Here is a 22,432-nt window from a genome sequence, read left to right on the forward strand (position 1 = left end):
TGAGCATTCCGAAGTGTTTTTCAACGAAGCATCACCGAGCGCAGGCACTTTTCGTACTGGACCTAACGGACAAGAGGATGAGGAAGGCCCCGGCCAGCGCCGCCAGGGAGGCGCCGGCAAAGGCGGCAAGGGCACCGGACACCTGCCAGGCATAGCCAGCATACAGCGCGCCGAGCGCCCCGCCAGCCCCGGACAGGGCGGCATAGAGCGACTGGGCCTGGCCCTGGCGGCGGCGGTCGAAATGGGACTGGACGAACTGGATGGCGGCGGCATGGAAGCAGCCGAAGGTGGCCGCATGCAGCAACTGGGCGAACAGCAGCACCGCCAGGTGATCGGCCAGGGCGCCCAGCAGCAGCCAGCGCCCGGCGGCGATGAGAAAGGCGGCGACCAGCAGGGTGTTGAGCGCCAGCCGCGCCAGCAGCTGCGGCATCACCAGGAAGATCAGCACCTCGGCGACCACCCCCAGCGACCAGAGTTGGCCGATGACGCCGCGGCCATAGCCGAGGTCTTCCAGGTGCAGGGTGAAGACCGTGTAATAAGGACCGTGGGACAGCTGCATCAGCGCCGCGGCGAGGAAGAAGGCCAGCACCCGTGGCTGGCGCAGGGTGGTCAGGAAGGGCTCGGCCGGCGCCTCGGGGCGCTGGCCCGGATCGACCTTGACCCCCGGCACCGCCAGCGAGGCGAGCAGGATGATCGCCATCACCAGCAGCAGGTAGGCCGGGTAGAGATCCAGACTGACGTATTCGAAGGCCCAGCCGAGTCCCGCCACCGCGGCAATGAAGCCGATGGAGCCCCAGAGGCGGATACGCCCATAGCGCTGTGGCTGGTCGCGCAGGTGGGCCAGGGTGATGGCTTCGAACTGCGGCAGCACCGCATGCCAGAAGAAGGCATGTCCGGCCATGATCAGCGCCAGCCAGGCGAAGCCCTGGCCCAGGTAGATGCCGGAAAAGCACAGCAGGGTGCAGGCGGCGCCCAGGCGGACGATGCTCAGCCGGCGGCCGGTGCGATCGGCCAGCCAGCCCCAGAGATTGGGCGCCAGCACCCGCATCAACATGGGGATGGCCACCAGTTGGCCGATGGCGGTGCCGGAAAAGCCCAGGTGGTGGAAGTACAGCCCCAGGTAGGGCGCCGTGGCCCCCAGCAGCGCGAAGTAGGCGAAATAGAAGCCCGACAGCCGCCAATAGGGAACCGGCATCGTCCGTCCGCTGATCAGAGTTGCGGTAGGACGGGCGTGCCCACCCGCACCTCGGCGTTCTGGGCGCGGTGACGCAAGAGGTGATCCATCAGCACCAGGGCCATCATCGCCTCGGCGATGGGCGTGGCGCGGATGCCCACGCAGGGATCGTGGCGACCCTTGGTGATGATATCCACCGGTTGGCCGTGGACGTCGATGGAACGCCCCGGGGTGGTAATGCTGGAGGTGGCCTTCAGCGCCAGGTGGGCGACGATGGGCTGGCCGGAGGAGATGCCGCCAAGCACGCCACCGGCGTTGTTGGACAGGAAGCCTTCCGGGGTCAGTTCGTCCCGGTGCTCGGTGCCGCGCTGGGCGACGCTGGCGAAGCCGGCGCCGATCTCGACGCCCTTCACCGCGTTGACGCTCATCAGCGCATAGGCCAGCTCGGCGTCGAGGCGATCGAAGATCGGCTCGCCCAGCCCCGGCGGCACGCCGTCGGCGACCACGGTGATGCGCGCACCCACAGAATCCTGATCGCGGCGCAGCTGGTCCATGTAGGCCTCCAGCTCCGGCACCCGGTCCGGATCGGGGCTGAAGAAGGCGTTCTCTTCCACGCTGTCCCAGGTCTTGAAGGGGATCTCGATGGGACCCAGCTGGCTCATGTAGCCGCGCACCCGGATGCCCTGGGTGGCCAGGTACTTCTTGGCGATGGCACCCGCCGCCACGCGCATGGCGGTCTCCCGCGCCGAGCTGCGACCGCCGCCGCGATAGTCGCGCAGGCCGTACTTGTGGTGGTAGGCGTAGTCGGCATGGGCCGGGCGGAACAGGTCCTTGATCGCCGAGTAATCCTTGGACTTCTGGTCGGTGTTGCGGATCAGCAGGCCGATGGGGGTACCGGTGGTGACGCCTTCGAAGACCCCGGAAAGGATCTCCACCTCGTCCGCTTCCTGGCGCTGGGTGGTGTGGCGGCTGGTACCGGGCTTGCGCCGATCCAGGTCGCGCTGCAGGTCGGCGAGGTCCAGGGGCAGTCCGGGTGGGCAACCGTCGACGATGGCGACCAGCGCCGGGCCATGGCTTTCGCCGGCGGTGGTGACGGTAAACAGCGTGCCGAGGGTATTGCCGGACATGCGAGGGCTCCGCGCTACGGGTGAAAGGTATGGATTCAAATTGGGAATGGGCGATTTTACACGCGCCGTGGTCTTTTACACGGATTGTGTGCGGGATAGGCCCCCACACCCCAGCTCTCCGGTGCCCTTCCCGCCATGCGTCTGCTGTTCTCCCTGCTGCTGTGCCTCGCCCTGCCCGCCCTCGCCACGGCGGCCGATCCCGTGCTCTATCGTCCCCTCCAGCTCGACACCGGCAGCGGTGTGCTCAAGGGCAGTCTGATCCTGCCCCGTAGCGACAGGCCGCAACCGGTGGTGCTCTTCGTTTCCGGCTCGGGGCCCATCGATCGCAACGGCAACGCCCCCGGCGCGCGCAACGCGGCCCTGCAGCGGCTGGCCGAGGCCCTGGGCCGGCAGCGGATCGCCAGCGTGCGCTTCGACAAGCGCGGCGTGGCCGAGAGTCGCAGCGCCGAGCCGGACGAGAGTCGCCTCAGCGTGGAGCGCTATGTCGACGACCTGGTCGGCTGGATCCGGCTGCTGCGCGCCGATCCGCGCTTTTCCGCGGTGATCCTGCTCGGCCACAGTGAAGGCGCCCTGATCGCCAGTCTGGCCGCCGACCAGGTGCCGGTCGCCGGGGTGGTGACCCTGGCCGGCAGCGGCCGGCCCATCGACGTGGTGCTGCGCGAGCAGTTGGCGGGCAAGCTGTCGCCGGCCGGCCTGGCCAGCGCCCAGTGGATCATCGACCAGTTGCTGCGCGGCACCCCGGTGCCCGAGGTGCCGAAGGAGTTGCTGGTGCTGTTCCGCCCCAGCGTCCAGCCCTATCTGATCTCGCTGTTCCGCCAGGATCCGGCCAGGGCCTTCGCCGGCATCCACGCGCCGGCGCTGATCGTCCAGGGTACCCATGACGTCCAGGTGGAGGTCGACGATGCCCGCGCCCTGCAGCGCGCCAAACCGGATGCGGAACTGGCCATCATTGCCGGCATGAACCACATGCTGCGCATCACCCCGGCGGACTTCCAGGCGCAACTGCCCAGCTACGACAATCCCAACCTGCCCCTGGCCCGCGCGCTGGTCGAGCGCGTGACCGCCTTCGTCGCGCGCTCAGGTTCCTCGCGCGCCGGCCGATAAGCCAGCAAAGGCGCCCAGGCGGCGCACCCGCTGGAGCCCGTCCGTGGACACCCCCGATCACGCATCACCGGCCGTCGAGGCCGCACCCAACGAGCCCCATCCCTGGGCCAGCCTGCCGCCGGAGCGCTTTCAGCTGCTGCGGCTGATGCCGCAGCCGGCGGATCGCCGGGTCGGCGCGCGCCCACTGCGCTTCGTGCAACTCGGCCTGGTCGAGCGCCATGGCGACGAGGAAAGCCTGCTGCGGCTGACGGTGCAGATTCCCGGTCAGCTGCTGCACCGCGAGGTGAACGTGCTGGAGGTCTGGGTCGACCATCGCCAAGGCGAAATCCGCCTCGGCCCGGAGCGCGGTCTGCAGATCGAGCCGGAAGAACGCGGCCTGGGACGCTTCCTGCTGGCGCGGGCGGCCGCCTGGGCACGCCTGCGCTGGAGCCACTACCGGGTGCAGGACCTGCCCCTGGCGCGCCGCGACGCCCTCGACGAAGACAGCCGCAAGCGCCGCGACCACGTGCTCGGCGCCCAGGGCTTCACCGTCGAGACGGCAGCGGATGACGAGCGTCAGCAGCTCTGTCGGGCCGCCCGGGTCAGCCAGCTGCGCGAGGACTGGAATGCCGACAAGGTGCAGCTGCTGTCTCTGCTGGACGGCGCCACCCTGCTGGAGCAGTGCGACCGGGTGATCGACGAGCGCGATGCCAGTCTGCGCCAGCTGGAGGACCGCATCGCCCTCTATCGCCGCGATGACATCTCGCTGCGCTTCGCCATCGGCTGCCTGGCGGTGTTCTGCCTGTTCCAGGCCGCGCTGCTGATCTGGATGGCGCTGCGCTGAGCGGTCTGGTGCCGCGCCAGGCACCCTTGCCGACGACCTGTCGGCAGCGTCCAGGCGCCACCCCTCGCCCGAGGCTTGCTCCCCCGCCGGACCCTGCTAACGTAGCCACCCGTTCGCATCCATCCGCCCGGAGTGTCCGCTGTTCATGGTCTCGCCTCTCCTGTTTCGCCCGCGCGCGCCCCTGCGTCTCGCTACCCTCGGCCTGCTGACCGCCCTTGCCGGCTGCCAGTACCTCGGCGAAGAGCAGCCGACCCGCAGCCAGCCGCAACTCAAGGGCAGCCTGCCGCTGCGCGGCCTGGCGCAGACCGCCTCGGTGCGCCGCAATGCCGACGGCCAGCCGCTGATCGAGACCACCACCTTTCACGATGCCCTGTTCGCCCTCGGCTACGTCCATGCCAGCGAACGCCTGGCGCAGATGGTCGAGCTGCGCCTGCTGGCCCAGGGTCGGCTGGCCGAGGCCTACGGCGAAAGCCGCCTGGACAGCGACAGGTTCATGCGCGCCGTGGACCTGCGCAAGGCCGCCCAGGTGGCCTACGGCAACGCCTCGCCACGGATGAAGGCCTTCTTCGAGGTCTATGCCCGGGGGGTCAACGCCTATCTCTATCGCGCTGGTGAACGGGTCCAGCTGGATGACCACGACTACCGCGCCGAATACTGGAAGGCCGAAGACAGCGCCCTGCTCTTCGAACTGCTCAACTTCGCCCAGGCGGTGGACCTGCGCAAGGAAACCGCGGCGCTGGCCCTGGCCACCCAGGTCGGTCCCGAGCGCCTGGCCTGGCTCCTGCCCACCTACCCGGACGAACCCCTGCCGGACGAGGAGACCGCCAAGCTGCGCGGCCTGAATCTGCGCGGCCAGCTGCCAGGGCTCGAAGCCCTGCTGCAGGTCCAGCGGCAACTGGCGGAGCAGGCGCCCTTCGGCGGCCCCACCGGTACCGCCTGGGCGGCCACCCCAGGGCACACCCGCAGCGGCCGCAGCCTGCTCGCGGTGGACAAGGTCAGTGCCGTCGGCCAGTCGCCCTTTACCCTGGTGACCCTGAGGGCGCCGCGCTTCGAGGCCGTGGGCACCACCCTGCCCGGCCTGCCGCTGTTGCTCGACGGCTACAACGGCAAGCTGGCCTGGGGCGCCGCGACCCTGATGGGCGACAGCCAGGACCTCTACCTCGAACGCCTGCAACGCCAGGGCGGTCGCCTGCAGGTGCAGAGCGGCGGTCAGTGGCAGCCGGCCGGCGAGCGGGTGGAGACCTTTTTCGTCCGCGGTGAAAAGCCGCGGCGCGAGACCCTCTATACCAGTCCCCGCGGTCCGCTGCTGAATCTGGCCCTGGCGCCGGACGCCAACGGCTACGGCCTGGCCCTGCGCAGCAGTCGCCTGGAAGCCGACAAGAGCCTGGACGCCCTTTTCGACCTCTCCCGCGCCAAGGATGTGGAGCGCGCCTTCGAACTGGCTCGCGACCTGCGCGCCAGCGACTGGAATCTGGTGTTCGCCGATGCCGAGCACATCGGCTGGCAGGTGACCGGGCGCTATCCCAACCGCCGCAGCGGCCTGGGTCTGCTGCCCTCGCCCGGCTGGGACGAGCGCTACGCCTGGGATGGCTACGCCGATCCCATGCTGCACCCCTATGACCAGGATCCGGCCCAGGGCTGGCTGGGCGCCGCCAACCAGCGCGTGATACCGCGTGGCTACGGCATGCAGCTGTCCAGCAACTGGTCGGGCCCCGAGCGCCAGGAGCGCCTGGCGCAACTGGCCGGCCGTTCGGCGCGCCTCGATGGCCGCGACGCCATGGCCCTGCAGCAGGACCAGACCACCACCCTGGCCGCCAAACTCAAGACCCAGCTCGACTCCCCCGGCTTCGCCGCGCCGCTGCGCCAGGCCATCGCCGCCCTCTCGGCGGGCCAGCGCCCGCAGGCGGAAGAGGCCCTGCGGCGTCTGCAGGGCTTCGACGGCCGTCTGGCCGCCGGCTCCGGTGACGCGGCGCTCTACGAAGCCTTTCTCCAGGCCCTGACCGAACAGACCTTCGCCGACGAACTGGGTGGCACCAGGAGTCCGGCCTGGCAGGCCTTCACCACCCTCAGCGACACCGGCTACAACGCCATCGTCGATCACCTCCTGGCGCGTGACGACAGTCCCTACTGGGATGACGTCAGCACCGCCGCCCACGAAGACAAGCCGGCGATCTTCGCCCGCGCCCTGGCCGCGGCCGTCGCCACCTGCGAAGCCCGGCTGGGTAGCGATCGCGCCAGCTGGCAATGGGGCCGCCTGCACCGCCAGGACGGCAACGCCTATGGTGGCGACGGCTCGACCCTGGACCTGACCGCCAGTCACTGGGGCGGCAATGACCAGGTCTGGCTGGCGCCGGCGCTGCGCCTGGTGGTGGACTTCGGCCTGGCCGAACCGCTGCAGGCGAGCCAGGTCGGCACCCCGGGCAAGGGCTGGACCCGCGGGCAATACCAGAGCCTGCCGCTGCAGCCGCAGAATCTGGAGCGCGTCTATGGGCGCGACCGACTGCTGCTGATTCCGCAGAAGTAGTCCCACCGCCGGCAACCCGCGACTTGGCGCGGGTTTTGCCCCGCTTCTGACAGACCTCAGCCGGCGTCGCCCTCGTTCGCCGCGCCGCGGACCGCTGCAAAGGCGCTGTCCCGCAGGCGCCCTGGCAATGAAAGCGCCCGTTGATGGTGCCGTGCCTGTCACCATAATGGTGCAGACCTTAGTCGAGACGCCCATAGCGGTGCACATAGAGGCGCCCTGGCGTCTGTCAGCCGCCGGAGACACCATGCCTGCCCAGCCTTCTCCCCACGCCGCGCACCTCTGGGTCGCGGGTTCGGATGCCCCGGAAAAGCCGGAGCTCAACCTGGGCTTCCTGCCCCTGAGCGATGCCGCCTCGATGATCGTGGCGGCGACCCAGGGCTTTGGCGAACCCCATGGCCTGACGCTCAATCTGCACCGCCAGCCCTCCTGGTCGGCGCTGCGCGACAACCTGCTCAACGGCCAGCTCGACGCCGCGCACTGCCTCTACGGCCTGGTCTATGGCGCCCATCTCGGCCTGGGCGGCGCGCCCGCCACGCCGATGGCGGTGCTCATGAGCCTGGCGCAGAACGGTCAGAGCCTCAATCTGGCGCGTAGCCTCACCCGGGAAGGCGTCCGGGACACGGCCTCCCTGGTGGAGCGGATCCGCCAGCCAGACGCCAAGCCGCTGACCCTGGCGCACACCTTTCCCACCGGCACCCATATCTTCTGGCTCTACTACTGGCTGGCGGCCCAGGGCATCCATCCCCTGCAGGACGTGCGCACCGCGCTGGTGCCGCCACCGCAGATGCCCGAGCATCTGGCCGCCGGCCGGGTCGACGGCTTCTGCGTCGGCGAACCCTGGGGCGCCGCCGCCGTGGCGCGCGGCCAGGGCTTCACCCTGACCACCACCCAGGCGATCTGGCCGGACCACCCGGAAAAGGTGCTGGCCTGCACCGGCCACTTCGCCGAGCGCTATCCCAATACCGCCCGGGCGCTGATCCGCACCCTGCTCGACGCCAGTCGCTTCATCGAGGAAAGTCGCGAGAATCGCCTGGGCACCGCCCAGCTGATCAGCGGCGCCGACTACGTGGACACCGACGCGGCGCTGCTCGCCCAGCGCTTTCTCGGTCACTACGAGGACGGCCTCGATGGCCACTGGGAAGACCAGCACCCCCTGGCCTTCCATCGCCAGGGCGCGGTCAATCCACCCTATCTCTCCGATGGCCTCTGGTTTCTGACCCAGTTCCGCCGCTGGGGCCTGTTGCGCGAGGAGCCGGACTACCTGGCCATCGCCGAGGCGGTGCAGTGCACCGAGCTGTACCGGCAGGCCGCCACCGACCTGGGGCTGGCGGTACCGCCGACCAGGCGCAGCAGCACCCTGTTCGACGGTCGCACCTGGGACGGCAGCGATCCGGCCGGTTACGCCCGCAGCTTCGCCATCCACGCGCTCAGCGACTACTAGGGAGAACGACCTTGCGCATCCTGCTCATCGACGACACCCCCAAGCAGGTCGGCCGTCTCAAGGCCGCGCTGATCGAAGCCGGTTTCGAGGTCATCGAGGAATCCGGTCTGACCATCGACCTGCCCGCACGCATCGAGGCCCTGCGGCCGGACGTCATCCTGTTCGACACCCAGTCACCCGGGCGCGACGTCATGGAACAGGTCTGCCTGGTCACCCGCGACCGGCCGCGCCCCATCGTCATGTTCACCGACGAGCATGACCCGGCGGTGATGCGCCGGGCCATCCAGTCCGGCGTCAGCGCCTATATCGTCGAAGGCATCCAGACCAGTCGCCTGCAGGCCATCATCGATGTGGCCCGCGCCCGTTTCGAGACCGACCAGGCCCTGCGCGCCGAACTCCAGGCCCGCGAGCAGCAGTTGCTGGAGCGCAAGAAGGTCGACCAGGCCAAGGGGCTGCTGATGAAGATGCGGGGCTGCAGCGAAGACGAGGCCTATACCCTGATGCGCCGCCAGGCCATGAGCAAGCAGCAGAAGCTGATCCAGGTGGCCGACCAGATCATCGCCATGAGCGAACTGCTCGGCTGAACCGGCGCCAGGAGCCCGCCACGGGAAATGGTCTGGCTCCGCTTTGTGTGGCACTATCCGCGCCCCCTGGATATTCACCCTCGAAAAGGACGTCTGTCATGAGCTCATTGCAAGCCGAAATGCTGGTCGAACAAAAGGTCGCCAACGCGCGCAAATCCACCGGCGCCGCCTACCTGATCTGGTTCTTTCTCGGCATGCTCGGCGGTCATCGCTTCTACCTCGGCCGCACCGGTACCGCCGCCATCATGCTGGTGCTCTCGCTGCTCGGCTGGGTCACCTTCTTCATTCCCTGGATCATCCTGGGGATCTGGTGCCTGATCGATGCCTTCCTCATCCCCGGTATGATTCAGCAGCACCAGGACAAGGCGCGCCAGCAGGCGCGACTGGAAGTGGCGGCGCTGCAGGCCGGTCACGCGCTCTGATCCGCACCGGGGCGCCTTGCCAGCGGCGCCCCGCTGATTTTTCCCTCGACAAGCGCAGCGACCTGCGGCTACTGTCCGCTGCAGGTCACCTCCTGTGACCCACGTCGCTCGGACGGTTCCGGGCGCTTACGTACTTCGAGGAACGCATGACTGATTCCAGTCCCGTGCGCCGCTTTGCGCGCATCGATCGCCTGCCCCCCTACGTCTTCAACATCACCGCCGAACTCAAGATGGCCGCGCGCCGTCGCGGTGAGGACATCATCGACCTGTCCATGGGCAATCCCGACGGGGCGACTCCGCCGCACATCGTCGAGAAGCTCTGCCAGGTCGCCCAGCGCGAAGACACCCACGGCTACTCCAGCTCCAAGGGCATTCCGCGCCTGAGACGCGCCATCTCCCACTGGTACCGCGATCGCTACCAGGTGGAGATCGATGCCGACAGCGAAGCCATCGTCACCATCGGCTCCAAGGAAGGCCTGGCTCACCTGATGCTGGCCACCCTGGATGCCGGCGACACCGTGCTGGTGCCCAATCCGAGTTATCCGATCCATATCTACGGCGCGGTGATCGCCGGCGCCCAGGTGCGCTCGGTACCCCTGGTGCAGGGCATGGACTTCTTCGCCGAACTGGAGCGGGCCATCCGCGAAAGCATTCCCAAGCCGAAGATGATGATCCTCGGCTTTCCCTCCAACCCCACCGCCCAGTGCGTGGAGCTGGATTTCTTCGAGCGCGTGGTGGAACTGGCCAAGCGCTACAACGTGCTGGTGGTGCACGACCTGGCCTATGCCGACATCGTCTTCGACGGCTGGCAGGCGCCCTCCATCATGCAGGTGCCTGGCGCCAAGGACATCGCGGTGGAATTCTTCACCCTGTCCAAGAGCTACAACATGGCCGGCTGGCGGATCGGCTTCATGGTTGGCAATCCCGAGCTGGTCGCCGCCCTGGCGCGCATCAAGAGCTATCACGACTACGGCACCTTCACTCCGCTGCAGGTGGCGGCCATCGCCGCTCTGGAAGGCGACCAGCAGTGCGTGCGCGACATCGCCCAGCAATACCAGCAGCGCCGCGACGTGCTGGTGCGCGGCCTGCACGAAGCCGGCTGGATGGTGGAGAACCCCAAGGCCTCCATGTACGTCTGGGCCAAGATTCCCGAGCCCTATGCCCACCTGGGTTCGCTGGAATTCGCCAAGAAGCTGCTGGCCGAGGCCAAGGTCTGCGTCTCGCCGGGACTGGGCTTCGGTGACTATGGCGACGACCATGTGCGCTTCGCCCTGATCGAGAACCAGGACCGCATCCGCCAGGCGGTGCGCGGCATCAAGCAGATGTTCCGTGCCGACGGCCTGCTGCCCAAGGCGGCCGCGCGCAAATCCGGGGTCGAGCCGGCCTGAGTCTTCGCCGCGCCGTCGACCGGCGGCGCGGCGAATGCTTGTCAGTCCGGGCGTTCCAAGCTATAAGCCGCTAGTGACCTCCCGGGATATCGCCATGCTGAAAGGCCTGTTCAATTTGCTCAAATCGCCCTCCGCGGACGATCTCAAGCTGGCCGCGAGCATCAACAACTCCTACAAGTCCATGCGCGTGGTCGGTCGCGGCACCCTGCGCATCGATCCGGCGGAGATCTTCGACTCCCCCGAATTCAAGGAAGACCTGGACCGCGCCCGGCGGCTCATCAACCGCTGATGTTCCTGCTGCTGCTCCTGCCGATCCTGGTCAGCGGTTTTCTCGTCTGCCACAAGCATCCGCTGTACTTCTACCGCCTGCATCGCTACGAGGGCCAGTACCTCTATCTGCAGAGCGCGCGCTTCGGCCTGTTCTGCACCCTGCTCGCCGTGATCCTGCACCTGGGCATCGCGCAAATCGTGCAGGGGCGCAGCTGGTCCTGGGGTGAGCGGACCTTCTCCCTCGACTACTTCGCCGGTCTCGCCGAGCTGCTGCGCCGCACCGGCACCCTGGAAGATCCGCTGCAGGCCGCCTGGATCCTGCTGGTGACGGTGACCGCCCTGCTGATTCCCACGGCCTGGGCCACGCTGGCGCGCTGGACCATCAAGCGCAAGTACGGCCTGAGCGAGGACAACTACCGCACCTTCATCCTCGCTGGCATCCTCAAGGACAGTCCGCTGGACGATCTGCTGATGACCGCCTCCATCAACAAGGAGACGCTGATGCTGACCCTGGAGGAGCGCAAGGTGTACGTCGGCCGCATCACCACCCTGGGCGAACCGAGCGAAACGGAAGGCGCCGACCAGGACGTCTGCATCAAGCCGATCATGAGCGGCTACCGGGACAAGGACAAACTCTGGGTGACCTTCACCACCCACTATGCGGACAAGGGCAAGGACATCTACCTGACCCTGAAACAGAGCCAGATCGTCTCGGCAACACGCTTCGATTTCGACGCCTATGAAGCGTTTCGCTCAAGCGTAAGCCGCGCCTGATCTGGCTTCGCGCACTTTCTTCAGGGAACGTATGACTTTTTGGGCAGGTCCCATTTGCAGGCGCGTTCACCGCACAGCGGTGAGCCCCTTCCCTTACTGCCCAAGAAAATCAGGAGCACGTCCATGACGCCCATGCTGAAGAAAGCCTCCAGCCTGTCCCTCGCCATCCTGCTGGCTGCCGGTGCCGGCCTGGCCCAGGCCGCCGACAAGCTGTCTCCGGCCGAATTCGTCGACGACGCCTCGGCCAAGGGCATCGCCGAGATCGAAGCGGCCAAACTGGCCCTGGACAAGAGCAAGTCCCAGGACATCAAGACCTTCGCCCAGAGCATGATCGACGACCACACCAAGGCCAACGAGCAGCTCAAGAGCCTGGCCCAGGAGAAGAAGCTGAAAGTCTCCACCGACGCCGAGCTGATGGACAAGGCCAAGGCCATGATCCTGCAGGTGCGTGACGACTCCTTCGACCGCTCCTATGCCAACAACCAGGTCGTGGCCCACGAGCAGACCATCGAGATCTTCCGCAACGAAGCCAAGACCGGCGATGACGCCGCGCTCAAGGCCTTCGCCGAGAAGACCCTGCCGAAGCTGGAGCACCACCTCCAGGAAGCCAAGGCGCTGCAGACCAAGTACGCGAAGTAATAGCGTCATCCCAATAGAAAAGGCCGTGGCGAGTGATCGCCACGGCCTTTTCCTGCAGCCTATCGCGGCCATGGGCCGCTCCTACAGAGGCTACCGTACCTGTAGGAGCGGCCCATGGCCGCGATCCGAACCCGGCCCGCACAACTTCGTAAGCGCCAACAAGGGGCAACCCGCCGTGACGGCGCTCAATTCTTGTGCAGCGCCTTGACCGATTCAGACGCTGCCAATATCGCGATCCCCAGCTAACACTGGGCTCACTCAACTTGGCTTCGCTCTTGCAAAGACCTCGGCAGGGGTGGCCAACGGCGGTCACCCAACCGACAAAGGCGTCAGTTCACCTCCCGGCAACGGGCAAGGGTGACTGGCGCCTTTTTCATGCCCGTGACGTGCCCGAGGTGCCTCCATGAGTCCCAGTTTCTGGAAAGCCGGCCATGCGCCGACCCTGTTCGCCGCCTTCCTCTACTTCGACCTGAGCTTCATGGTCTGGTACGTGCTCGGTCCCATGGCCGTGCAGATCGCCACCGACCTGCAGCTGACCACCCAGCAGCGCAGCATGATGGTGGCCACGCCCATTCTCGCCGGTGCCGTCCTGCGTCTGATCCTGGGCTTCGTCGCCGATCGGCTGTCACCCAAGACCGCCGGCATCATCGGCCAGGTGGTGGTGATCCTGGCGCTGCTGGTGGCCTGGCAGCACGGTGTGCACAGTTATGAGCAGACCCTGGTGCTGGGCCTGTTCCTCGGCTTCGCCGGTGCGTCCTTCGCCGTCGCCCTGCCGCTGGCCTCCCAGTGGTATCCGCCGCAGCACCAGGGCAAGGCCCTGGGCATCGCCGGCGCCGGCAACTCCGGCACGGTGTTCGCCGCCCTCTTCGCCCCGGCGCTGGCCAAGGCCTTTGGCTGGACCAACGTATTCGGCTTCGCGCTGATCCCGTTGATCCTGACCCTGGTGGTCTTCGTGCTCTGCGCCCGCAACGCCCCGGAACGGCCGGCGCCCAAGAAGCTGGTGGACTACGGTCGTGCGCTGAACGACAAGGACAGCTGGTGGTTCATGTTCTTCTACAGCGTGACCTTTGGCGGCTTCCTCGGCCTTGCCAGCACCCTGCCCGGCTACTTCCATGACCAGTACAGCCTGGAGCCGGTGGTGGCCGGCTACTACACCGCCGCCTGCGTCTTCGGCGGCAGCCTGATGCGGCCCCTGGGCGGTGCCCTGGCCGACCGCATCGGCGGGATCCGCGCGCTGCTCGGCATGTATACCGTGGCCGCCATCTGCATCGCCGCCGTGGGCTTCCACCTGCCCAGCGCCATGGCGGCCCTGGCGCTGTTCGTGGTGGCCATGCTCAGCCTGGGCGCCGGCAACGGCGCGGTGTTCCAGCTGGTGCCCCAGCGCTTCCGCAAGGAAATCGGCGTCATGACCGGGCTGATCGGCATGGCGGGCGGCATCGGCGGCTTCGCCCTCACCGCCGGCCTGGGCGCGGTCAAGCAGGCCACCGGCGACTATCAGCTGGGCCTCTGGCTGTTCGCCGCCCTCGGCGTGCTCGCCTGGTTCGGCCTGCTCAGCGTCAAGCGCCGCTGGCGCACCACCTGGGGCTCGGCTGCCGTTACCGCAGCGCGGGTCTGAGACCCGATTCAAAGTCTGCTGCGCGTCGGCCAAACCGCGTTGAAAATGGCCTGGGTCGCCAGCCCGGTCGGAATGCTCATTTACCGCTCGTAAACCCGAGCGCGGGTCCGATCCGCTTCCTCAGCCATTTTCGCGGGGCCGCCGAGGCCTTGTTTGTCGCTAGCTCGCGAGACTTAGAACAGGGTCTGAATGAAAACCAGCGGCCAGGGGCCGCCGGTTTTCATTCAGGGGGCGGAACGCACATAGCTGGTCAGCACGTGATCCCGCCAGACCCCGTCGATCTCCAGATAGCGCCGCGCCAGGCCCTCGCGCTCGAAGCCGAGCTGGGTCAGCAGATGGGCGCTGCGGACGTTCTCCGGCAGATGGTTGGCCATGATCCGGTTCAGGCCCAGCTCGGCGATGACGAAGTCCCGCCCCAGGCGTACGGCCTGGCGCATCAGCCCCCGCCCCTGCCAGGCCGCATCCAGGCCGTAGCCCAGGTAGCAGGCCTGGAAACCCCCGCGAACTATCTGGCTGAAATTCACCGTGCCTATGACCAGCGGGCCCGCTCGCAGCACCAGGCGCAACTCGCTCAGACCCGGCCCGCCGGCGCGGTAGGCGGCCGCCTGCCCCTGCCATTGCGCCAGGGTATAGAAGGCGTCGGAGCGCCGCGGCATCGACAGCGCCAGGTGCTGGCGATTGCGTCGGTAGTAGTCGGCCACCGCGGCGGGATCGGCCAGGGTCAGGTCGACCAGTTCCACCGCCTCGGTCACGGCGAAGCGCGGTGGATACTGCAGCGGAACGCTCAGGGCGGTCATGACTTCACCTGCGGCGGCAATTCATAGACCCAGGTGGCGCAGCGCTGCCCGTCCGGACCTTCGCGATCGTTTTCCAGCACCCGGACGCGCCGGAAACCGACCCGTTCGGCAAGGCGCTGGCTGGCGTCGTTGGCGGCCGAGGTGGTGAGAAAGAACCCGGCCGTGCCCCGCTGCTCGACGAAATACCGCAGTGCGGCGGTCATCAGGCCCTGCCCGGTATGCAGGCTGTGCAGCCAGTAACCGATCTCGAAGCGCCGCCCGCCGTCCAGTGGCGTGAGCCCCAGGCAGCCGAGCAGTTCGTCACCGCGCACCAGGAAGTAGCGTTTCTCGCCCTGGGCGAGGGTGAAGGCGCCGCGGGCCGCGAGCAGGCTGTCGCGGGCCTGGGCGACGCTGGTCTGTTCGCGCGCCCAGGCAAGGAAGCGGCGGTGCTCGGCATAGCTCCAGTTCAGGGCGTCGGCGAAGGCCGCGGCCAGGCGCGGTTGCGGCCACACCAGCTCGAAGTCGGCCAGGGCGATGCGCGGTGGAAAATTCATGGCGAGGTCCCGAATTCCAGGCGCGGCACGGCGGCCAGCAGGCGCTGGGTCATGGCGTGAGCGGGCGCGCGCAGCACCCGTTCGGCGCTGCCCTGTTCGACGATGCGGCCGCCGTCCATGACCGCGATACGATCGGCCAGGTACTCGACCACGCCGAAGTTGTGGGTGATGAACAGATAGGCCAGGCCGCGCTCCGCCTGAAGTTCGCGCAGGAGATCGAGGATCTGCGCCTGCACCGAGACGTCCAGCGCCGAGGTGGGTTCGTCGCATACCAGCACCCGCGGCTCGACGATCAGCGCCCGGGCGATGGCGATGCGCTGCCGCTGGCCGCCGGAGAATTCATGGGGAAAACGCTGCAGGGTGTCACCCGGCAGCCCGACCCGCTCCACCAGGGCGGCGGCCCGTCTCTGGCGCTCGGCGGCGTCCAGTTCCGGGCGCAGGGCCAGCAGCCCCTGTTCCAGCGTCGCAGCGATGCGCATGCGCGGATCCAGGGAGGCGAAGGGATCCTGGAAGACGATCTGGATCTGCCGGCGCAGCCGTTGCAGGGTGCGTCCATCGGCCGTGAGCAGCTCCGCGCCTTCCAGCCGGGCACTGCCGCCGATGCGCGGCCCGTCGAGCAGGCGCAGCAGGGCCTTGCCGGTGGTGGTCTTGCCGCACCCGGATTCGCCCAGCAGGGCCAGGGTCTCGCCGGCGTGCAGGTCGAAGCTCACCCCGTCCACCGCCTTGACCCAGTCCCGAGTCCGGCCCCAGGCACCCCGGCGGATCGGATAGTGCACGGCCAGGTCGCGTACCTCCAGCAAGCACTCGCCCGGGGTTCGCGCGGGCAAGGTGCGGGGTACTCCTGCCAGGGTCTGGCCGCGCTTGGCGAAGGTGGGAATGGCGGCGAACAACTCGCGGGCATAGGGATGCCGGGGCGCCTGGAAGAAGTCCGCCGCTGGTGCGCTCTCGACGATCTCGCCGTGGCGCATCAGGGCCACGTGATGGGCCACCTGGCGCACCACCGCCAGGTCGTGGGTGATCAGCAGGATGGCCATGCCCAGTTCGCGCTGGATGTCGGCCAACAGCGCGAGGATCTGTGCCTGGACGGTGACGTCCAGCGCCGTGGTGGGCTCGTCGGCGATCAGCAGATCCGGCTCGGCGGCCAGCGCCAGGGCGATCATGATGCGCTGCTTCTGGCCACCGGAGAACTGGAAGGGGTAGTCGTCGATCCGTCGCTCCGGCTCGGGAATGCCCACCCGACGCAGCCATTCCACCACCCGGGCGCGGGCGGCGGCGCCGCGCAGCGCGGTATGGGCGCGCAGGGTTTCCTCGATCTGCTCGCCGATGCGCATGACCGGATTCAGGCTGGTGGCGGGCTCCTGGAAGATGGTGCCGACGCGCCCGCCGCGCAATTCGCGCAGGCGGCCTTCCGGCAGTCGATGCAGGTCGGTGCCGGCCAGCAGCGCCGCGCCGCGGGCGATGCCCAACGCAGGCGGCAGCAGCCGCAACAGCGAGAGCGCCGTGACGCTCTTGCCGCTGCCCGATTCCCCGACCAGGGCGAAGGTCTCGCCGCGGGCGATGGCCAGGCTCAGGCCGCGCACCGCCTGGCGCGTGCCCTCCTCGCCGTCGACCAGGATCTCCAGGTCGCGGATTTCCAGCACCGGGGTCATGGCTGCACCTCGCCCTGGCCGGGACGGCGCCTGAGCCAGGCGGATCTCAGCCGACGACTGCGCGGATCGAAGGCGTCGCGCACGGCGTCGGCGAACAGATTGGCCGCCAGCACCAGGGCCAGCATGAAGGCGAAGGCGCTAAGCAGATTCCACCAGATCATGGGGCTGCGGGACATTTCGGTGCGGGCGTCGTTGATCATGGAGCCGAAGGAATTCATGGTCGGATCGACACCGATGCCCAGGTAGGAGAGCACCGCCTCGTAGAGCACCAGGCTGGAAAATTCCAGGGTCAGGGTGATGAGCACCAGGTAGAAGACGTTGGGCAGCAGGTGCCGGCGCAGGATGGTGAAGTGGGAAACGCCGAAGGCCCGCGCCGCCTGCACGTATTCCAGCTCGCGCAGCTTGAGCGCCTCGGCGCGCAGCAGGCGGCAGAGGCCGGCCCAGCCGGTGAGGCCGAGGATCAGGCAGAGCATGAAGAGACGCAGGTCGGCGCGCGCCGCGCCGGTGTCGAACAGCTCCGGATGGCGGTCGATGAACACCTGCATCATCAGCACGCAGGCCGCTACCAGCAGCACCCCGGGGATGGAGGTCAGGGTGGTGTAGAGGTAGGTGATGACGTCGTCCACCCGGCCCTTGAAGTAACCGGCGGCCAGGCCGAAGACGATGGCCGGTGGCAGCATGGCCAGGGTGGTCAGGCTGCCGATGACGAAGGCGGTGCGGATGCTCTTGAGCGACTGGTAGAGGACGTCGTTGCCGGTGCCGTCGGTGCCCAGCACGTGGTAACCACTGGCCAGGGCGATCACGCTGCCGGACACCAGGCAGACGCCCAGCCAGGTCAGCAGGATGGCGCGCCAGGGCGTGGCGGTCTGGCCGCGGAGGATGAGTCCGCAGCGGCTGGCTAAGCCACCCGGCTCGCGCAGCCGTGCCGCGGCCAGGGCGGCAGTCGCCAGGGCCAGCGCCAGACCGCCGAGCAGGCCCAACGTCAGCCGCTTGAGGACATCGCCCCGCCACTCGGTAGCGGGATCGCGCAACGTGGTGCCGGCATGCTTGAGGCGGGGGAAGTCCCGCAGCGGCGCGCCCTCGGCGCTGGTGCCCAGGGTTTCCTTGGTGAACTGGTGGGTGGCGAGCGGCGCCGAATAGGTCTTCTCGCGCTGGGTCAGGCTGGTCTCGGCCAGCAGGCCGTCGAGGGCCGAGAGCACCGTGGGCGAGTAGATCGGCGCCGTGGCGCCAGGCGTCGCGGGTAACTGGGGCCGGTAGTGCAGCGAATCCAGCAGGGCGATGGCGACGAAGCTGGCCAGCACCACGGCCGCGCTCATCGCCGGGGCATCCTGCAGCACCCGGCGCCAACTGGCGCGCAGGGCCGGCTGGCGACGCGCGCGCCAGGCGTAGATCAGGCTGCCGGCCACCAGCAGGTAGAGGGCGAGGTCGGTCCAGAGCAAGACGAATTTCGGCATGGCGGCTACCTGAAGCGAACGCGCGGATCGGCGAGGGTGTAGGACAGGTCCGCCAGGATCAGGCCGACGATGTAGAGCACCGACCCCAGGAACACCATGGTGCGGACCACGGCGAAGTCCTGGCCGTTGATGGCGTCGATGGTGTAGCTGCCCAGGCCGGGAATGCCAAAGAAGGATTCGGCGATCAGGCTGCCCATGATCAGCAAGGGAATGGCCGAGACCACCCCGGTGAGGATAGGCAGCGCCGCATTGCGCAGCACATGGCGCAGGAGCACCTGGCGCTCGGCCAGGCCCTTGGCGCGGGCGGTGCGCACATAGTCCTTGCCGATCTCTTCGAGAAACAGCGCGCGATAGAAGCGGGCCTGGCTGCCGAGGCCGGCTATCACCGCCACCAGCACCGGCAGGGCCAGGAAGCGCAACAGGTTCCAGCCCTCTTCATAGCCCGAGAAGGGCACCAGGCGCAGCGTCTTCGCGAACAGCCACTGGCCGGCGATGATGTAGAACAGCGAGGAGATCGACAGCAGCACCACGCAGAGCACCACGCCCCAGAAGTCCAGCCGGGTGGCGCGAAAGAACACCAGCAGCAGGGCGAAGCCGACGCTGGCCGCCAGGCCGAGCACGAAGGTCGGCAGCGCCAACGCCAGACTCGGGCCTGCGCGCTCGGCGATCTCTCGGCCGATGTCGCGGCCGCTGTCGGAGGTGCCGAAGTCGAACACCAGCAGACTGGCCGACCGTTCGAAGAAGAGCGTATCGGTCAGCTGCTCCATTCCTTCACGGGTGGTATTAATGAGCAGCGGCTTGTCGTAGCCGTGCTCCGCCTTCCAGTCCTCGATGGCTTCGGCGGTGACGTACTTGCCGCCGATGGCCAGGCGCGCCATGTCGTCCGGGGTGTTGACGGTAAAGAACAGCAGAAAGGTCAGCAGATTCACGCCGATCAGGATGAGCACGCCATAGGCCAAGCGCCGCAGCAGATAGCCGATCATCGCCGCCCCTCCCCGTTGCCGTCGCCAAAGGCGGTCTGCCGCTCCCGCCGCCGGAGGCTGCGCCAGGCCGGCCAGATCAGCAGCAGCCCCAGCCCCAGCAGCAGCCACAGCGGCCAGAGCACCGGCCGGTTCCACTCCAGCACCTTGCGCTCGCGCAGCGCCGGGTCCAGGCGCAGATAGCGCAGCTGATCGCGCACCATCTGGGTCGGCTTGGCGTTATAGACCCACTGCTGATAGGCCCCGGCCGACAGGGGATTCCAGCCGAACAGCCAGGGCGCGTCCTGCTGCACGAGGGCGACCATGCGCCGGATCAGGGCGACCTTTTCCGGTCCGTCATCGAGACTCTTCATCTGCTCGAACAGCCGGTCGTATTCGGCATTGCTGTAGTTGCCGGCATTCTCGCCACCGTGCTTGGCCTTGCCCTGGGGACCGTAGAAGAGGAACAGGAAGTTCTCGGCATCGGGATAGTCGGCGTTCCAGCCCCAGAAGAAGATCTGCGCCGCGCCCTTGCGCATCTTGTCCTGGAATCTGTTGTAGTCCGAGCCGCGCAGTTCCAGCTGGATGCCCAGCTTGGCGGTCTGCTGGCGCATCCAGTCGAACATGGCGCTGTCGCCGCTGGTCTGGGCGTCGTATTGCAGGATCAGCGGCCGCCCGCTGCTGGCATCGCGGCCATCGGGATATCCGGCTTCGGCCAGCAGCCGCCTGGCCTCTTCGATGGGTCGCCGCTCGGGCTTACCATCCACCATTCGATAGACCACCGGGTTGCTGCCGGCCGGCGGCGCTTCATAGCCCAGCACGCCCGGCGGCAGCGGGCCATTGGCGACCAGGCCGTTGCCGTTGAGAAAGACGGTGATGTAGCTCTCCCAGTCGAAGGCGATCGACAGTGCCTGGCGCAGCTTGCGATTGCGCACCTGCTGCTCGGGCGTTGCGCCCTGCCCCACCACCGGATCCAGCCAGTTGAAACCCAGGTACCAGTTGGACGCCTCCACCGCGGTGGGCAACTTGAGGCCACGCTCGCGGTAGAGCTCGGCGGAATCGGCCGAATCACCGGCCTTGGTGCGCAGCGCCACGCCATATTCGCCGCGCTCGACCTGGGGGGTGTCGTAGTAGCCCTGGATGAATTTGCCCATCAGCGGCACCCCTTCCTTTTCCAGGCTGAACACCGCGCGGTCGATCAGCGGCATGGGCTTGCCGCAGTCGTCCAGCCGTCCCTGTTCGCGATCCTCGGGCTCCCCTTCGCAGGGATAGGGATCGGCGTGGTAGTTGGGATTGCGCTCCAGCACATGGCGGCGATTGGGGATGGACTCGGCCAGGCGATAGGGTCCGGTGCCCACCGGCCAGCTGTTGAAGCCGAGGTTGTGCTCGGCCATCCCCGGCTGGCTGTAGAAGCGATCCGCCTCCCAGGGCACCGGCGCGGCGAAGGTCATGGCCAGCCAGTAGTTGAACTGGGGGTACTTGCCGATCACCCGCAGCCGCAGGGTGTGGTCGTCTAGCACCTCGACCCCGGGCAGCTCGCCCTGGCGCAGGTCCAGCCAGGGCAGCGGCGCGCCCCTGGGCAGGCCGGCGCGCAGGGCCTTGTCGGCGGCGCGCAGGCCGTCCCCGAAGGCCTGCATGCCGACCAGGTGCTCGGCGAAGATGGCGTAGCTGGGCGAGACCAGCCGCGGACTGGCCAGGCGACGCAGGCCGTAGGCGTAGTCGGCGGCGGTCAGCGCGCGGCTGCCGGTCTCGGGAAAGTCGGGGATCTGGTAGCGATCGGCCAGGTCGGCGGGCTGGATCGGGAAGTAGCGGTAATGGCCCTGGGCATCGCGGGCAAAGGCCGGATGGGGCGCATAACGGGCGTCGCGGCGGACGGGGATGTCGTAGACGCTCTCGGCGATCTCCGCGGCCGGTGCGTCGTCCGGCAGGCGCCGGCCCTGGGCATCCAGGTAGTAAGGCGTGACCACCCGCTCGGCGCCGCGGGGGATCAGCGCGTAGGGCCGCTTGAAGTAGTGGTAGCCGTAGAGGGGTTCATAGATGTTGTAGGTGAAGTTGGTCTCGTCGCCGGAATAGGAACTGGCCGGATCGAGGTACTTCGGCGAGCGGGTGGTGAAGGCGGTATAGAGGGTATTCTGACCTTCGGCTCCGGCGCGGTAGGGGCTGTTGATCGGCGTATCGGGTGAACAGCCACCGAGCAGCGCCAGGGTCAGCAGTGCGAGGAGTTGTCTGGACAGTCTGGGCATCGCGTTCCTGCACCGAAAGGGACCTGAGGCGGCAGCGTCCGCCTAACCGGCTAAGCTTGAGCTATTTTCCCGCGAGGCGCAGCACCCCATGCAATCCCGGAAAGATTTCGACAAGATCGTCCACTGGTCCCAGCTCCAGGCGCCCGACGGCCCCGGCTATGCCGACAGTGACGAGCGCTTTTCCCTGGGTGCCGCCTTCGGCCGCCACTTCGGCTTCGCCCGCCTGGGCATCCACCACGAATGGCTGCCACCCGGTCGCCGCACCTCGCGGCCCCATGCCGAGGCCACCGAAGACGAATTCATCTATGTGATCTCGGGCCACCCCACCGCCTGGATCGACGGTCACCTCCAGCGCCTCAAGCCGGGCGACGGGGTGGGTTTCAAGGCGGGGGATGGCGTCGCCCACACCTTCATCAACGAGACCGACGAGCCGGTGGAGTTGCTGGTGGTGGGCGACACCAGCCGGGCGGACAACCGCCTGCACTATCCGCTGCATCCGGAATACACCGCCGGTCTGGGGGACAAGCAGTGGCAGGACTGTCCCAAGCGGGAACTGGGGCCGCATACGGGTGAGGCGATATCGCGCAAAAAGGACGACGAGTGCCCTTGAATCCGTTGCGACTCCCCGCCTCCATCCGCGCCAACGCGGGACTTCTCACCCAGTTGCAATTGGCGCCCGATACCTGCTTCGGCTGTGGCGAGCATCGGCTTGATTCTCATGCCGAGAGAAGCGGTGCCTCCCTACCCTGCTTTATCGCGGCCATGGGCCGCTCCTACAGTGTAGGAGCGGCCCATGGCCGCGATAGCCTGCACACGGCTCCTTATCCTACTGTTGGGCTGCGGCGATGGAGCTGCCTCGACCCAACAGGGCCTCAGCCAACACCTTGGTGCGTGGAAAACGCTGCGCGGTTT

The 22,432-nt window shown here is 67.9% G+C and carries 20 protein-coding genes; 12 read left to right on the forward strand and 8 right to left on the reverse strand.

Going from position 1 to position 22,432, the window contains the following annotated elements:
* Positions 1-31: 31 nt before the first annotated feature.
* Together OXS31_RS22380 and aroC are read right to left on the reverse strand one after the other, a co-directional pair.
* Positions 32-1,195 carry an MFS transporter gene (locus OXS31_RS22380; protein ID WP_027599884.1) on the reverse strand — a complete coding sequence of 388 codons (1,164 nt, stop codon included), beginning with the start codon at positions 1,193-1,195 and terminating at the stop codon, positions 32-34.
* Between the two features lie 14 nt (positions 1,196-1,209).
* Positions 1,210-2,301, reverse strand: a complete 1,092-nt coding sequence (aroC, locus tag OXS31_RS22385) for a chorismate synthase (protein WP_027599885.1) — start codon at positions 2,299-2,301, stop codon at positions 1,210-1,212.
* Between the two features lie 135 nt (positions 2,302-2,436).
* On the opposite strand from aroC, the gene OXS31_RS22390 reads away from it, so the two are divergent.
* The 11 genes from OXS31_RS22390 (at position 2,437) to OXS31_RS22440 (ending at position 13,885) form a co-directional block, all read left to right on the forward strand.
* Complete coding sequence (locus OXS31_RS22390) at positions 2,437-3,405, forward strand: alpha/beta fold hydrolase (protein WP_077172470.1); 969 nt, start codon at positions 2,437-2,439, stop codon at positions 3,403-3,405.
* A 43-nt stretch (positions 3,406-3,448) separates the two neighbouring features.
* Positions 3,449-4,228 (forward strand): hypothetical protein, encoded by a 780-nt coding sequence (locus tag OXS31_RS22395; protein WP_007159020.1) that lies wholly within the window; start codon positions 3,449-3,451, stop codon positions 4,226-4,228.
* 145 nt (positions 4,229-4,373) lie between these two features.
* Complete coding sequence (locus OXS31_RS22400; RefSeq protein WP_077172468.1) at positions 4,374-6,752, forward strand: penicillin acylase family protein; 2,379 nt, start codon at positions 4,374-4,376, stop codon at positions 6,750-6,752.
* 244 nt (positions 6,753-6,996) lie between these two features.
* Positions 6,997-8,193, forward strand: coding sequence for a CmpA/NrtA family ABC transporter substrate-binding protein (locus OXS31_RS22405; protein WP_077172467.1), 1,197 nt, complete (start codon positions 6,997-6,999; stop codon positions 8,191-8,193).
* An 11-nt stretch (positions 8,194-8,204) separates the two neighbouring features.
* A complete protein-coding gene (locus OXS31_RS22410; RefSeq protein WP_027599890.1) occupies positions 8,205-8,777 on the forward strand; it encodes an ANTAR domain-containing protein in 573 nt (190 codons plus the stop codon).
* Between the two features lie 98 nt (positions 8,778-8,875).
* The gene (locus tag OXS31_RS22415; protein WP_037006984.1) at positions 8,876-9,199 is read left to right on the forward strand and encodes a TM2 domain-containing protein; all 324 of its coding nucleotides are present in this window, start codon (positions 8,876-8,878) and stop codon (positions 9,197-9,199) included.
* A gap of 146 nt (positions 9,200-9,345) precedes the next feature.
* The gene (alaC, locus tag OXS31_RS22420; protein ID WP_007159024.1) at positions 9,346-10,587 is read left to right on the forward strand and encodes an alanine transaminase; all 1,242 of its coding nucleotides are present in this window, start codon (positions 9,346-9,348) and stop codon (positions 10,585-10,587) included.
* A 94-nt stretch (positions 10,588-10,681) separates the two neighbouring features.
* Positions 10,682-10,876 carry a hypothetical protein gene (locus tag OXS31_RS22425; RefSeq protein WP_007159025.1) on the forward strand — a complete coding sequence of 65 codons (195 nt, stop codon included), beginning with the start codon at positions 10,682-10,684 and terminating at the stop codon, positions 10,874-10,876.
* Positions 10,876-11,631: a hypothetical protein gene (locus tag OXS31_RS22430; protein WP_058791598.1), complete on the forward strand. Its 756-nt coding sequence runs from the start codon at positions 10,876-10,878 to the stop codon at positions 11,629-11,631. Before OXS31_RS22425 ends, OXS31_RS22430 begins: the two co-directional genes overlap by 1 nt.
* Before the next feature lie 123 nt (positions 11,632-11,754).
* Positions 11,755-12,270: a DUF4142 domain-containing protein gene (locus tag OXS31_RS22435; RefSeq protein ID WP_027599893.1), complete on the forward strand. Its 516-nt coding sequence runs from the start codon at positions 11,755-11,757 to the stop codon at positions 12,268-12,270.
* Between the two features lie 403 nt (positions 12,271-12,673).
* On the forward strand, positions 12,674-13,885 hold the full coding sequence (locus tag OXS31_RS22440) for a nitrate/nitrite transporter (RefSeq protein WP_027599894.1): 1,212 nt from the start codon (positions 12,674-12,676) through the stop codon (positions 13,883-13,885).
* Between the two features lie 224 nt (positions 13,886-14,109).
* Here the strand turns inward: OXS31_RS22440 and OXS31_RS22445 are convergent, their stop codons facing one another.
* The 6 genes from OXS31_RS22445 to OXS31_RS22470 are packed head-to-tail and all read right to left on the reverse strand — an operon-like array spanning position 14,110 to position 21,520.
* Complete coding sequence (locus OXS31_RS22445) at positions 14,110-14,682, reverse strand: GNAT family N-acetyltransferase (RefSeq protein WP_150338984.1); 573 nt, start codon at positions 14,680-14,682, stop codon at positions 14,110-14,112.
* Positions 14,679-15,215 carry a GNAT family N-acetyltransferase gene (locus OXS31_RS22450; protein WP_027601857.1) on the reverse strand — a complete coding sequence of 179 codons (537 nt, stop codon included), beginning with the start codon at positions 15,213-15,215 and terminating at the stop codon, positions 14,679-14,681. The genes OXS31_RS22445 and OXS31_RS22450 overlap by 4 nt, the downstream gene beginning before the upstream one ends.
* Positions 15,212-16,864 (reverse strand): dipeptide ABC transporter ATP-binding protein, encoded by a 1,653-nt coding sequence (locus tag OXS31_RS22455; protein WP_267402138.1) that lies wholly within the window; start codon positions 16,862-16,864, stop codon positions 15,212-15,214. The genes OXS31_RS22450 and OXS31_RS22455 overlap by 4 nt, the downstream gene beginning before the upstream one ends.
* The gene (locus OXS31_RS22460) at positions 16,861-18,318 is read right to left on the reverse strand and encodes an ABC transporter permease (protein WP_027599897.1); all 1,458 of its coding nucleotides are present in this window, start codon (positions 18,316-18,318) and stop codon (positions 16,861-16,863) included. The genes OXS31_RS22455 and OXS31_RS22460 overlap by 4 nt, the downstream gene beginning before the upstream one ends.
* Positions 18,319-18,323: 5 nt before the next feature.
* Complete coding sequence (locus OXS31_RS22465) at positions 18,324-19,301, reverse strand: ABC transporter permease (protein WP_027601854.1); 978 nt, start codon at positions 19,299-19,301, stop codon at positions 18,324-18,326.
* A complete protein-coding gene (locus OXS31_RS22470) occupies positions 19,298-21,520 on the reverse strand; it encodes an ABC transporter substrate-binding protein (RefSeq protein ID WP_267402144.1) in 2,223 nt (740 codons plus the stop codon). Before OXS31_RS22470 ends, OXS31_RS22465 begins: the two co-directional genes overlap by 4 nt.
* A gap of 88 nt (positions 21,521-21,608) precedes the next feature.
* On the opposite strand from OXS31_RS22470, the gene OXS31_RS22475 reads away from it, so the two are divergent.
* Positions 21,609-22,130: a cupin domain-containing protein gene (locus tag OXS31_RS22475; RefSeq protein ID WP_027601852.1), complete on the forward strand. Its 522-nt coding sequence runs from the start codon at positions 21,609-21,611 to the stop codon at positions 22,128-22,130.
* Positions 22,131-22,432 lie beyond the last annotated feature (302 nt).

It is taken from the genome of Pseudomonas sp. GM_Psu_1 (assembly GCF_026544185.1).
Lineage (GTDB): Bacteria > Pseudomonadota > Gammaproteobacteria > Pseudomonadales > Pseudomonadaceae > Chryseomonas > Chryseomonas oryzihabitans.